Source organism: Candidatus Polarisedimenticolia bacterium (genome assembly GCA_035764505.1).
Classification (GTDB): Bacteria; Acidobacteriota; Polarisedimenticolia; order Gp22-AA2; family AA152; genus AA152.
Genome location: DASTZC010000111.1, coordinates 1 through 13,301 on the forward strand (window position 1 = coordinate 1; position 13,301 = coordinate 13,301).

A 13,301-nucleotide genomic window follows, 5' to 3' on the forward strand; every position below is an offset into this window, starting at 1 on the left:
GGTGGCGGTGCCGCGCTTCATGACGACGAGACCCGCCGCCACATTGGCCAGCGCGCTCGCTTCCAGGAAGGAGCCGCCGGCCAGCAGCGCGCCGCTGAAGGCGGCCGCCACGGTGTCGCCGGCGCCGGTCACGTCGGCCACCTCATCGGTGCCGAAAACGGGAAGGTGAGTGGCTCCTTCGGAGGTAAACAGCGCCATCCCACGGCTGCCCAGCGTGATCAGGACCGCCTGCGCGCCCAGCGCTTCGCGCAGCTTCTTTCCCGCTTGTTCGAGCTGTCCGCTGTGCTCACCCACCACGACACCGGACGCTTTGACCGCCTCCTCCAGGTTCGGCGCCGCGGCCGCCACCCCACGATACAACGGCAGCTGCGCGCGAGAATCGACGATTACCTTCAGCCCCGCTTCCTTCGCGAACGCCAGGATCTCCGGCACGTTTCCCGAATGCAGCATGCCGTAGCCGTAATCGGAGATCAGCAGCCCGGCGCAGCCGGGCGCGGCGCGCTGCAGCGCCTCGCGCAGGTGCTTCTCCTCGCCGTCTGTCATCGCCGCCGGCTCGCCGACATCGATGCGCACCACCTGCTGCTTCACCGAGTGCGCTCCACCGGCCAGGATCCTTGTCTTGGTCGGCGTGCGGTAGCCATCCGGCGTCCATAGGTGCTGCGTCGCAATCCCGAGCTTCGTGAAGCTCTTCAACAGCGCCGTCCCGGAAGGATCATCGCCTATGCGCCCCAGCGGCACCGGTCGCGCCCCCAGCGCCTTCAGATTGGCGACGGCGTTCGCCCCGCCACCCGGCAGCAGATCGGTCTTGCGATGATTCAGGATCAAGACCGGCGCCTCGCGCGACACGCGATCCGGCTCGCCGTAGCGGAACTCGTCCAGAACGAGATCGGCAAGGACCACGATCTGGACGGTGGAGATCTTCTCCACCAGCTCCATCAGTCGCGCCGGCTTCACGCCTCCGGTCGGACCGCTCATGCGTGTCCTCCTTCGCGGGCCAGGATCCACTCGACCGCGTCGAGCAGGTCCTCGGCGATGTGCTCCGGCTGCGCTTTCCAGCGATCGCGCCGCAGCTCCACGTGGCCGCGGCCGTAACCGGTCAGGACCATGACGGGAACGACTCCCGCCGCGCGCGCCGCCTCCACGTCGACCACCCCGTCACCTACCATGTAGGAGCGAGCCAGATCGATCCTGAGATCCTTCTCCGCCTGGTGCAGCATCCCCGGCAGCGGCTTCCGGCAGCGGCAGTCCTGCCGGTACGGAGGCTGGCCCTCGCGCGGATGGTGCGGACAGTAGTAAATCTTGTCGACGCCGGTTCCCTCGCGCTCCAACAGCGATGCGAGCCGCCGGTGCGTCTCGATGACCACCGACTCGTCGAAGTAATCGCGCGCCACCCCCGCCTGGTTGGTCACCACCACCGCCAGGAAGCCCGCTTCGCGAATCCGCTTCACCGCCTCGGCCGAGCGCGGCAGCAGGCGCAGACGCGACGCATGATTCACATAGCCGACCTCGTCGGCCACCGTCCCGTCCCGGTCCAGGAACACCGCTCGCTTCAACGCGGCCCCGCTCATGCGCTCGCCTCGTGCCGCGCCGCCCCGGCGGTCTGTTCGCCGGCCGGGGGACGCGTCCTCCAGCGGCGGTGCATCCATACCCAGTACTCCGGCTGCGCGCGGATCTGCTCCTCGATGATGCGGGTGCAGCGCTGCGTCAGCGCCAGGATGTCGGCTCGCGTATCGCCGGTGCGCTCCACCGGCACTTCCGGCAGATAGCGCACCAGGTAGCGGCCGTCGGGCAGCGGAATCCCGAAGGTCGGCACCACGGGCGATTCGGTCTTCAACGCCAGGGTCGCCAGCGCCGGCGTGGTGGAAGCGGGCGTCCCGAAGAAATCGACGAACAGCCCGTCCTCGCCGCGCACGTTCTGATCGATCACGATCGCGACGCCCCAGCCCCGCCGGATGGCCCGCAGCATCTCCTTCGCCGCGCCATGCTTGTGGATCACCTGGTTGCCCGACAGCGTCCGGTAGCCGAACAGAATCTTCTCCATATGGGGATTGTCCAGCGGCCGCGTCACCATCGCCAGCGGCATTCCCAGGTAGCCCTGGATCAGCGCCACCATCTCCCAGTTCCCGTAGTGCCCCGAGAAGATGTAGACGCCGCGCTTCTTCGCGTAGGCGGCGCGCACGTGTTCCAGCCCCTCGAACACCGCGAACTCCTCGAGCCGATCGGGTCGAACCCGGGCGAAGGAGGGGGTGTCGCACAGGAGGCGGCCCAGATAGATGAAGGAGGCACGGGCAATGCGCTCGATCTCTTCGGGCGGACGTTCCTGGCCGAGAGCCCGCTCCAGGTTGGCGCGCGCCATCCGTCGCAGCCGCGGCACGAGCGCGAACAGCGCCAAACCGAGCAGCTTGCCCACGAACAGGCGCCCCCGCCGCGGCAGGATCCTCAGCAGTCCCAGCAGGCCCCACAGCAGGCCGATCTCCGCGAAGCTGCGCAGCGGATGCCTTGCCTTCGCCATCAGGCGCCTCCCCGCACCGCGCGCTCCGCGCGCCGGCCGATGCGCTCCTCCACCAGCGCCAGGAGATCCCGCTCGTCATCCGGCCGCAGCTGGATGCGCAGCGCATAGGCGGGGAAGGGGAGGGTCACCTCGCCCATCCGCGCCTTGTCTTTCTCGGTGGTCAGCAGCACGTCGGGCTTGAGCCGCCCGCTCAGGTCGCGGAGGAGTGCCATTTCCGCATGTCCGATGGGCTGGTGATCGCGGAAGCGGATCGCATCGAGAAGGTTGATACCGAGCGAGCGCAGGTCCTCTTCGAAGGCTTCCGGCCGGGCAATTCCAGAAAACGCGACCGCCTTCAAGCCGGCAAGCGCCGCCGGAGGCAGCAGCTCTCCGGTCGCGAGCGCGGCGAAGCCCTGGAATCGTCGTGCGCAGGAGAAGAGAGGACGTGAGACGCCTTGGCGGGCCATGATCTCCTTGAGACGGGCGCGCCCCGCGCTCAGGCGGTCCGGATGACCGGTGACCACCAGGGCATCGGCGCGTGCCATCTCCGCGAGTGGCTCGCGGAGCGGACCGCGGGGGAGCATTCTACCATTGCCGAATCCCTCCTCCGCGTCGACCAGCAGCAGGTCGCAGCTGCGCGCCAGCCGCCGGTGCTGGAAGCCGTCATCCAGAAGGACCACCTCGGCCCCCAGGCGCTGCCGCGCCATCTCCGCCGCCTTGAAGCGGTCACTGCAGACCACGACGCCGACGTCCGGCAGCGACGTCGCGAACAGCACCGGCTCGTCGCCCGCCTCGCGCGCCGTCACCAGCGCGGCTTTTCCATCACCCACCAGCAGCGGCTCGTCGTGCGGCATCCCGCCGTAGCCGCGGCTGGCGATTGCCACCTTGCGCCCCCGCTCGCTCAACCGTGCCGCCAGATACGCGGTAAAGGGCGTCTTGCCGGAGCCGCCCACCGTCAGGTTGCCGATGCTCACCACCGGAATCCCGGCGCGGCGCGGGACGAAGGTGCCGCGCCGGTAGAGAGCGTTGCGGCCCCGAACCGTCCCTTCGTAGAGCAGTCCCGCGGGATAGAGCAGGACTCCGAGCCATTCCGGGACGGGAGAGCTCATGCAGATTCCGGCTCCTCGAGAAGCTCCAGGATGCGCAGCGCCGTCCGCTTCGCGGCGCCGCGGTTGGCGGCCACCAGCGCCGCGCCGCGCGCTCCCGCCTCCTCGCAGCGCGCGGAGTTGCGCAGGAGATCGCGCGCCGCCGTCAGCAGCCCTTCGCGCGATTCGATCCGGAACCCGGCGCCCGCCGCCAGCAGCGTCTTGGCCGCCTCGGCGAAGTTCTCGGTGCGCGGCCCGAAGATCACGGGGCGTCCCGCCGCCGCCGGCTCGAGGAGATTCTGGCCGCCGCGCTTCACCAGGCTCCCCCCCACGAAGCAGATCGTTCCTGCGCCGTAGGCGCGCCGCAGGTCGCCGACCGTGTCGAGGAGCAGCACGGCAACCGCGGCACCGGGCCCCAGCTTTGGGACAGCATGCTGCACGACAAGCGTCTGCTCAGAACTCCCCCCGGTCGGCAAATCTCCCAGCCGCTCTCCGATGTTGACTCCCGCCAGAGGTCTTGCCTCGAGCGGCGCCGGGAAAGGCTGGGCCGGTTCGACAGCCGGCGACCCTGCGGCACCTGGCATGGTGCTGCGCCGCCGGAATGGAATGCCGCGCTGCTGGAGAGCGCGCGCCACCTCCTCGAAACGCGCGGGATGGCGGGGCGCCAGGATGAGCTGCAGGGTCGGAAACTCCGCGCGCAAAGCCGAATAGGCCTCCAGGACGGCCGATTCCTCTCCTTTGAAGGTGCTTCCCGCCACGAAGACCGGCGCGTCGAGATCGAGGCCCAGGTCTCGCCGCAGCGCCGCCGCCGGCGCCTCCGTGACCGGCAAATCCCACTTCAGATCGCCCGTGACCTGCACCTGCTGCACCGGGGCCCCCAAGGCGGTGATCCGCCGCGCATCCTCATCCGATCTCATCAGGAAGCGGTCCACCTTTTGGAGGACGGGGCGCAGTGCCCGGGAGAAGAATCGATAGCGAGGGAAGGTCCGCTCCGAGATCCGCCCGTTGGCAATCGCCACCTTCACCTTCTTGCGCGCGCAGGCCCGAATCAGGTTCGGCCAGATTTCGGTCTCCACCAGGACCAGGACATCCGGCCGGACCCTGTCCAGCGCCCCGGCCGCGCAGAAGGGGAGATCCAGAGGAAAGGCCGCCACCCGGACATCGGGAGAGGCGAGCTTCTGCGCCAGCTTCCGTCCCGCCGGGGTCGTGGAGGTGAGCAGCACCTCCACTCCGGGCTGGGCCGACTGCAGCTCTTCGAGGAGCTTGCGGGCCAGCTGCACCTCTCCCACCGAGACCGCCTGGATCCAAAGCCGTCTGCCGCCGCGTCCCGGAAGCGCCGGGAGACGTCCCAGCCGCTGCTTCCAGGCGCGCCCGTCCGGTCCGGGAGGATCCAGTATCAGGGATATCGGGAGCACCGCGAGGGAGGCAAGGAAGACGAGGAAGGAATAAATGAACCGCATTCCGGCGCCCCCGCCCCGCCCTGGAGGCGTGAGCGGGGCGCGAGTATAGCCCAGCCCCCCTGCACGGTCAACGCCGGCGGAGGCCCATAACTCTTTCCCCTGCAATTTCTTACATCTCGACCCGCGCGTCCCGCCTTCCCATGGTGGTGCGAAGCTTGTTGCTGGCCAAGTAATTAGTGCTTGTTTATCAGTAAGTTAGCCTATCCTGGCAGTCATTTTGAGAACCTCCCAGAGGACCAAGGGCAATCTGCAACAAGGTTTGCACCACCATGGGGGAGCTACCTATATTGCAGGAAGCAGACGACCGGAGGCCTACGTGAGCCGAGGCACTATCGTCCTCGTCGACGGGGACGCCCAGACCCTGGAATTGATGCGCACGACCCTCGAGCAGGCGATCGGGGACGACCTCGAGCTCGTCTGCGCCAGCTCGTCCGAAGAGGGTCTGGGAAGCCTCTACCGCATCCGCAATGACGGCCACCAGCTCGACCTGGTGATCACCGCGCAGGCCCTTCCGGGCATCCCCGGAATCCGCTTCCTCGAGATCGTCCAGAGCCAGTTCCCCGGTGTCATCAAGATCCTGGTTTCCGAGCGTCCCAGCCTGGAGGAGGCGATGTACGCCTTCAACAACGCCGGATTGGACCGCTATGTCTCCAAGCCCTGGGATCCGGAGGATCTCAAGTTCACCGTTACGTCGCTGCTGCGCCAGGCGGCGATGCGCCGCACCAACGAGCGCCTGCTTGTCGATCTGCAGAAGCGCAACTCGGAGCTGCGCGAGGCGCTGCGCGAGCTGAAGGAAGCCAAGCAGGAGGTGGAAAACAGCTACTTTTCCGCCGTCCAGTCGCTCGCCGTCGCCCTGGAAGCGAAGGACCGCTACACCGCCGGCCATTCGCAGCGCGTCTCGCGCTTCGCCATGATGATCGCCCGCGGATTGGAGCTGCCCGCAGCCGAGGTCCGCACCATCGGCCAGACCGGCCTTCTGCACGACATCGGCAAGATCGGCATGGACGAGCGCGTCCTCAACAAGCCGGGCAAGCTGACGAACGAGGAGTTCGAGATGGTCAAGCAGCACCCGGTTATCGGAGCGCAGATCCTGCTGCCGGTCCGCGCGCTGGAAGGCCACATCTCGGGCATCAAGCACCACCACGAGAGCTGGGACGGCACCGGATACCCCGACGGCTTGAAGGGAGAGACCATCCCGCTGCCGGCGCGCATCATCTGCGTCGCCGACTCCTTCGACGCCATGACCTCCACGCGCCCCTACCGTCCCGGGCGCACTCTCGAAGAGGCGATCCTGGAGCTGCAGCGCTGCGCCGGCGTGCAATTCGATGGCCGGTGCGTGGAGGCGTTCATCGCCATCCTGCAACGCGAAGTGAAGCCGGAGCCCCTTCCCCAGAACAAGCTTGCCGCCACCGGCTGACCGCAAAGGGCCCCCCGAGGATTCCTCATTGACACCCTCGGAGGCGTCCCCTATAAATAGCCGCGCCGCGGCCGGGCCGCGCCTCGTGGAGAACCCGGCCAGACACCGAGGAGGCGAGCGCATGCCGGAGGCCCGGGCGCCCGAGCCATCGCGATCCGCAGGGACCCCTCGTCGCTTTCCGCTGCTCTACGCCATCCTTCTCGTCCTGCTGGTCACCGGTCTGGTGCCGCTGACCATCGCTGCCTACAAGCAGATCGCCATTTCCCGCGAGTCGCTCATCACCTCCACCCAGGAGAACCAGCTGATGATCGCCTCCTCCATCGCGCGCTCGCTGAGCAGCAGCATCGAGGAGGCCCGTACCCACCTGGTGAAGCTGGGCGACTTCCTGGAGGCGGTCGTGCGCGAAGGAGGACCGGGGCTGGTGGAAAAGGTGGTCCACGACCGCGAGACGATGTCCAGCCACCTGGCCACCGACATGGTCCTGGTGCGCTACCTGCCGGCCGGGGGAGGAAAATTCGACGCCATCCGTGATGGCGTGGAGCTGGGAGAGGAAGCCGAGGCGATCCTGGCGCAGGGGGCCAGGGCGGCCCGCCGCGGCGAGGTCGGATTGTCGGATCCCTTCGCGGTCGGCCAGAACGCCTACGCCGTGGCGCTCTCGGTCCCGGTCGGGGGCAAGGAAGGGCGCCCTTCGCACGGCGTCCTGCAGAGCCTCGTCGACCTGGGCCCGCTGTGGGAGCGCGCCACCGGTCCGCGGCTGATGGGCTACATCGTCTATGCCCTGGACGGCAGCGGCAACCTCTTCGCCTCCCTGGACGAGGAGGATATGCTCGGGCGCACCGACTACCACGCCTTCGACATCGTCAAGAAGTTCATGGCCGCCCCCACCAAGAGCAAGGAGACCTCCGGCTTCTCGCTGTCGGTGGACGGGGTGAAGCGCGACTACCTGGCAAGCGTCGACGTCACCAATGAGGGGTGGGGGATTTTCGTCCAGCTGGAGAAGCGCCTCGCCTACGCCGCGGTGCGCGACATGATCCTGTCGACCATCACCTGGGCGACCGTGGCGCTGGGACTGGCGCTCGCCCTGGCTTTCTGGACCGCCGGCTCGATCGCGCGGCCGGTCAACCAGCTCGCCGAGACGGCCCGCGCTTTCGCCAAGGGGGATTTCCACGCGCGGGCCGACGTACGCTCCCACAGCGAGATCGGGGAGCTTGCCGAGACCTACAACCGCATGTCGGACCAGATCCAGGAGCACATCAAGAAGCTGCACGCTGCCGCGCTGGAGAACCAGGAGCTGTTCCTGGGCACCATCAAGGCGCTGGCGGCCGCCATCGACGAAAAGGACCCCTACACGCGCGGCCATTCCGATCGCGTCATGCGCTACTCGGTGATGATCGCCAAGGAGCTGGGGCTGAGCCAGCGGGAGATACGCGACGTCGAGATCGGCTCGTTGCTGCACGATGTCGGCAAGATCGGCATCGACGACCGCATCCTGCGCAAGCCCTCGGTGCTCACGGAGGAAGAATACCGCTACATGAAGCAGCACCCCGAAAAGGGCTTCGCGATGCTCGCCTCCATCAAGAACATGCGCGACATCAACCCGGCGGTGAAGCACCACCATGAGCGCTGGGACGGCAGCGGCTACCCGTCGGGACTCAAGGGCGACGACATCCCGCTCATCGCCCGCATCGTGAACGTCGCCGACACCTTCGACGCCATGACCACCAACCGCCCCTACCAGAAATCGATGACTTTCGAGAAGGCGGTGGCGCGGCTGCGCGAGCTCTCCGGCTCGGCCCACGACCCGCGACTGGTGGAGATCGTTGCCGGGCTCTACACCCGCGGCGTCATCAAGGACACCCCCGCAGAGCGCGAAAAAGCCCAGATTTGACTCTTCCGAAAGGTCGGGCCTAGACTGCTTGACGGAGAAGCCGTCTTGAGAAAGCTTGCCTGCCTTTTGATGCTCCTGCCCACCCTGGCCTTCGCCGACGAGATAATTCTCAAGGGGGGGGCGAAGTTCACCGGCCGCATCCAGGAAGAGACCGCCACGATGGTCACCATCGACATCGGCGACGGGGTCATCGGGGTCGCCCGATCGCGCATCGACCATGTCGTCAAGGGGAAATCGGCCCTCGACGAATACGACGCCCGGGCCGCCAAGCTGAAGCCCAAGGACGCCAACGGCTGGCGCAGCCTCGGGTCCTGGGCCGCCGAGCAGGGACTTTCCGCCCAGTCGCGCCAGGCTTATCAGAACGTGATCACCTCGCTTCCAAACGACCCGGTGGCCCGCCAGGCGCTGGGCTATGTCCAGCACGATGGGCGCTGGGTGACCGAGGATGAGAGCTACCGGGCACAGGGTTACGTGAAGGTGGGTGGCGAGTGGATGACCTCCGCCGAGGCGCAGGCGATGGATGCCGCTGCGGCCGAGGAGCGGATGCGCCACGAAATGACGCGCGACGAGAACCTGGCCGAGGCCGATCGAATTCTCGAGGAATCCCGTACCCAGAAGGCGGCCGACCAGCACCGGGCCGATTGGGAGCGCGATAACAAGTGGGGTCCGCCGATCCAGTACGGAGAATGGGGCGGCGGTTGGCCTTCGGTTCCGACGACTTCGAACCTGAACGTTTATCCGGGCTACAAGCCGCCTCAGCCACCGGCAACCAAGCCCGCTCAGCAGCCGCAGCAGCCGCCCGCCCAGGGCGACACGCAGCCGCAGCCTCCGCCCCCGACGCCTCGATGAGCCCGCGCTCCCTGTTGCTCCACCGAAAGCCGACCTTGGGTGTCCTGGCCTGCCTGGCGCTGCTCTGGGCCGCCCGCGCCGCGCTCGCAGCGGATCTCACGGTCGAGGAGATCGTGGACCGTCATATCAAGGCTCGCGGCGGGTTGGAGAAGATCAAGTCGGTCCAGACGCTGCGCGAAACCGGATTGGCCACTTCGGGGGCCGACCGGCAGGCGGTCGTCACGCGCCTGCTCAAGAGGCCCCATAAGGCGCGGTTCGAAGCGACGCGCCAGGGAGTGACCTCGGTGATCGTTTCGGATGGGGAGCAGGGCTGGAAGATGTCCCCCTTCGAGGGCGACACGGCGCCGATCAAGCTGAATGACGAGGTGATCAAGGAGTCAATCGAGCAGGGCGACATCGAAGGGCCGTTGGTCGACTGGCGCAAGAAAGGACACCAGGTGGATCTGGCCGGCCGCGTCGTCGTGGACGGACACGACACCTATAAACTGAAGCTGACCCTGCAGAGTGGGGCGGTGCGCACCGAGTACCTCGACGCCCACTCATTCCAGCGCCTCAGGACCGAATCGACCCGTCTGGTGAACGGCCGGGGTATCGACATCAGCACCACCTTCGCCGATTACAAGCGCACCGACGGCCTCGCCTTCCCGCGCACCATCGATATCCAGGCGGCCGGACGGCCCCAGGGGATGCATGTAGAGGTCAAGAAGGTCGAGGTCAATCCTCCTCTCAACGACGCGCTCTTCGAGATGAAGGCCGTCCCCGAGGTTCCCAGCGCCAAGCCTGCCGGCGCCAAGCCTCCCTCCAAGCCCCAACCCCAGAAGCCCTGATACCAGCCGCACCACCGCCGGCCCCACCTCATCGACTATCCCTATGCACAAGTCAAGTATTACCTGTGGCCATGATTCCGAGCACAAGACAATGCTGAGCGAAGGCATCCTGGCAGTCATCTTTGTTCTTGCGCCATAATCACGCAGGCCGAAACGACCGGTTGCTCTAGGGGGGCATCGTGAAAGGCGCGAAGAAATCGAAGGGGACGATTGAGATCAGCGGCAACAGGATACCGACACATCAACTCTCGGGAAGAACGCCGATCGATCCGGCGAAGTTCATCCCCATCGTCCCGGCTCCGCGAGCGCGTGGGGAAAAGGCGATCCGCGCAATCCGTAGAACCGACCTTCTTCCCAAGAATGCTCCCGCCGCGGTGGCCGCGGCGCTCAATTGGGGGGACCAGCTCCTCGATATCTTCAGTCCAACCTACGGCTCTTTCTATCCCATCGGCGGCAAACACAAGTTCTTTTTCTCCTTTTCCTTGGTGACCTTTACCCGTTATGACATGTGGAAGATGACCCTGGCCTGGAACAAGCCCGGGTACCAGCGCTTGAGCTTCGGCTCGGGAGCCGGAAGCTACCTCAGGGTGCAGCTCGGCATGACCCAGGGTGCCGGCGTGGCGAACGGCGCCATCGTCCACGTCAAGGCCGATTCCAACTATTTCCTTCTGGATCTGTCGCACCGCTCCTTCCTGTTCTTCGATCTGATCCTGGCCGGCCCGGCTCCTCATTCGTTCGAGTTCGCCCTGAGCTCGCAGTACAACCCCAGCCGGGAGTCGATCCTGGAGATCCAGCAGGCAGAGCTTTGGAATTCGATTCGCACCTTCCCCGACGAGGAGCCCGTTTTTGGCTGAGGAGTCCCGGGCCGTTTGCCTTGACCGCCCTCCGAGGTCTTAGGTAAATTCACCTATTGGGCTGAATCGAGGCCTTTTCGATGGAGGCAGGCGGTTTCGCATGTGCGGCATCTGCGGGGTTTTCTACGACGACGCGGGGGTGGTCGTCGATCGCGTCCGCCTGATCGCCATGCGGGACCGGATGGCCCATCGCGGACCGGACGGCGAAGGCCTCCTCGTCGACCCCGGCCTGGGCCTTGGCCACCGGCGCCTCAGCATCATCGACATCGCCTGCGGCCAGCAGCCGATGTCCAACGAGGACGGCTCGCTCTGGATCATCTTCAACGGCGAAATCTACAACTACGAGCCGCTGCGTCGCGACCTGCTGGCCAGGGGACACGTCTTCAAGACCCGCAGCGACACCGAAACCATCCTGCACCTGTACGAAGAGCGCGGGCCCGATTGCGTCGATCAGCTCAACGGGATGTTCACCTTCGCCATCTGGGACCGGCGCTCCCGCCAGCTGTTCCTGGCGCGCGACCGGATGGGGGTGAAGCCGCTCTACCTCTGGCGCGGTGCCGGCGTCCTTTTGTTCGCTTCGGAGATCAAGGCGCTGTTTGCCTGGGATTTCGTCAGGCCGGAGCTGCGCCGCGACTGCATCCCCGAATACCTCGTTTTCCGCCATCTGGCCGGCGAGCGCACCTTCTTCGAAGGAATCCGCACGCTCGAGCCCGGGCACACGATGCTGGTCTCGGCGTCCGGTACCCGGACGCGCCGCTGGTGGCACCTCCCATTCACCCAGGACAAGGACGACGAACCGCTGGATAGGCGGGCCGAGGAGCTCGACCAGCTCCTGGCCGATTCGGTGAAGCTCCGCCTGATGAGCGAGGTGCCGCTCGGCACTTACTGCTCGGGAGGCATCGACTCGAGCCTGATCACCGCCTACACGTCACGCCTGACCACCACCGAGCTCAATACCTTCTCCGTCGGTTTCGAGGATCCCGGCTTCGACGAGAGCCGTTTCGCCCGGCTGGCCAGCCAGATCTGCAAGACGAAGCACCATCCGCTCACCGTGACCGAGGAGATGTTCAGCGGGGCCCTGCCTGAGTCGATCTGGTTTCACGACCAACCGCTGAATCATGCCAACTCGATCTGCATCCTGCTGCTCAGCCGGCTGGCCAAGCAGAGTGTCACCGTGATGCTGTCGGGGGAGGGATCCGACGAGCTGTTCGGAGGGTATCCGCGCTACCGCGCCGTCGTCGCGCGCGGTCTCATCGGCCGCCTTCCGATGGGGCTGCCGGGAGGTGTGCGGGGGCTCGTCAGGCGGCTCGGCGGGCGCCGGCTCGATCGCCTGATGGGCCTGCTCTCCCAACCCTTCGAGGAGATGATCATCACGAACGCGGCCTATATGGATGATGCGGTGCCGCGCTCCATCTTCCCGGTGCCCGGCGATTGGACCTGGACGAGCCGGCGCGCCCGGCTGGCCGAGGCGCGCGCCGACAACAACGATCCCTACGCCTGGATGTTCTACCTGGACCTGCTGCAGTACCTGGTCTGCCTGCTGGATCGCCAGGACAAGATGTCGATGGCGGCGGGAATCGAGGCGCGTGTGCCGTTTCTGGATTATCGGGTCGTCCAGCTGGCGCTCGGGATATCCGCCGCCAAGAAGGTTTCGGCCTGGGAAAACAAGATCCTCGTGAAGCGGCTGGCGGAGCGCTACCTGCCGAAGGAGATCGTCTACCGCAAGAAGTCGGGTTTCGGCGTGCCGCTCGACCGCTGGTTCCGCAACCGGCACGGTCTGGGGCGTTATCTCGATCATCTCGCCTCCGCCTCGTTTCGCGAGCGCGGCCTGTGGGACATGCGCCAGGTGGAGCAGGTAATCGACGACCATGTGGCCGGCCGCGCCCATCACGGCGAGCTGCTCTGGGAGCTGCTCAACCTGGAGCTCTGGAGTCGCATGTATCTCGACGAGGCCGGCGAGATCCCCGCAGGCATCCCACGAATCGATACCCGCACCGTCGTCGCCTGACCGCCGCCGGCCCGACCCGCAGCCATCGACCGCGCCACCGATCAAAACCACAAGCGATTCTCCCCGCGCTTTCTTGCGGACATTCCCCGTGCAGAATCGCCCCCTGCCGCGTTAATACCATCAAAGGCTTCCGAACTGAACCTGTGAGGCAGCTGCCTCCTTATCCCGGCGCAGGGGGATTCCATGGACTTCACGGAGGGTTTCAACCAGACCGAGCAGAAGCTCCTCAAGTCGTTGTACCGCTACGAGGATCACGCCGTCCGGGAGGGGATGCGCGCTCTGGCGAGGAGCCAGGTCGTCCCACCCGGGATGATGTTTCTCTATTTCGATTACGATAAGGATCCGCGCAGCGGCAAGTTCGTCAACCCGCTGGATGTCGTCCCCACCCTCAAGGCCGATTCGAAGTATCAACTCGACCTGCA

At 66.4% G+C, this 13,301-nt stretch carries 12 protein-coding genes; 7 read left to right on the forward strand and 5 right to left on the reverse strand.

Translation table 11 applies throughout. The annotated features are described in order from the left end of the window. The 5 genes from VFW45_07550 to VFW45_07570 form a co-directional block, all read right to left on the reverse strand. Positions 1-975, reverse strand: a 975-nt coding sequence (locus tag VFW45_07550) for a PfkB family carbohydrate kinase (protein ID HEU5180631.1), incomplete at its 3' end; no start/stop codon positions are given. Then, the gene (locus VFW45_07555; protein HEU5180632.1) at positions 972-1,568 is read right to left on the reverse strand and encodes an HAD family hydrolase; all 597 of its coding nucleotides are present in this window, start codon (positions 1,566-1,568) and stop codon (positions 972-974) included. The genes VFW45_07550 and VFW45_07555, both read right to left, overlap by 4 nt. After that, the gene (locus tag VFW45_07560; GenBank protein ID HEU5180633.1) at positions 1,565-2,512 is read right to left on the reverse strand and encodes a lysophospholipid acyltransferase family protein; all 948 of its coding nucleotides are present in this window, start codon (positions 2,510-2,512) and stop codon (positions 1,565-1,567) included. The genes VFW45_07555 and VFW45_07560 overlap by 4 nt, the downstream gene beginning before the upstream one ends. Then, positions 2,512-3,600 carry a tetraacyldisaccharide 4'-kinase gene (gene lpxK / locus VFW45_07565; protein HEU5180634.1) on the reverse strand — a complete coding sequence of 363 codons (1,089 nt, stop codon included), beginning with the start codon at positions 3,598-3,600 and terminating at the stop codon, positions 2,512-2,514. Before lpxK ends, VFW45_07560 begins: the two co-directional genes overlap by 1 nt. Continuing rightward, positions 3,597-5,036, reverse strand: a complete 1,440-nt coding sequence (locus tag VFW45_07570; GenBank protein HEU5180635.1) for a 3-deoxy-D-manno-octulosonic acid transferase — start codon at positions 5,034-5,036, stop codon at positions 3,597-3,599. The genes lpxK and VFW45_07570 overlap by 4 nt, the downstream gene beginning before the upstream one ends. Before the next feature lie 316 nt (positions 5,037-5,352). On the opposite strand from VFW45_07570, the gene VFW45_07575 reads away from it, so the two are divergent. The 7 genes from VFW45_07575 to VFW45_07605 form a co-directional block, all read left to right on the forward strand. Next, positions 5,353-6,453: an HD domain-containing phosphohydrolase gene (locus VFW45_07575; protein ID HEU5180636.1), complete on the forward strand. Its 1,101-nt coding sequence runs from the start codon at positions 5,353-5,355 to the stop codon at positions 6,451-6,453. A 121-nt stretch (positions 6,454-6,574) separates the two neighbouring features. Beyond that, positions 6,575-8,341: an HD domain-containing phosphohydrolase gene (locus tag VFW45_07580; GenBank protein HEU5180637.1), complete on the forward strand. Its 1,767-nt coding sequence runs from the start codon at positions 6,575-6,577 to the stop codon at positions 8,339-8,341. A 45-nt stretch (positions 8,342-8,386) separates the two neighbouring features. Then, positions 8,387-9,190 (forward strand): hypothetical protein, encoded by an 804-nt coding sequence (locus tag VFW45_07585; GenBank protein HEU5180638.1) that lies wholly within the window; start codon positions 8,387-8,389, stop codon positions 9,188-9,190. Then, positions 9,187-10,017 (forward strand): hypothetical protein, encoded by an 831-nt coding sequence (locus VFW45_07590; protein HEU5180639.1) that lies wholly within the window; start codon positions 9,187-9,189, stop codon positions 10,015-10,017. Before VFW45_07585 ends, VFW45_07590 begins: the two co-directional genes overlap by 4 nt. A gap of 179 nt (positions 10,018-10,196) precedes the next feature. Then, positions 10,197-10,871: a hypothetical protein gene (locus VFW45_07595; GenBank protein ID HEU5180640.1), complete on the forward strand. Its 675-nt coding sequence runs from the start codon at positions 10,197-10,199 to the stop codon at positions 10,869-10,871. A gap of 100 nt (positions 10,872-10,971) precedes the next feature. Then, a complete protein-coding gene (gene asnB, locus VFW45_07600) occupies positions 10,972-12,879 on the forward strand; it encodes an asparagine synthase (glutamine-hydrolyzing) (GenBank protein HEU5180641.1) in 1,908 nt (635 codons plus the stop codon). A 183-nt stretch (positions 12,880-13,062) separates the two neighbouring features. Then, positions 13,063-13,301 (forward strand): hypothetical protein (locus VFW45_07605; GenBank protein ID HEU5180642.1); only part of this gene is annotated, 239 nt, incomplete at its 3' end.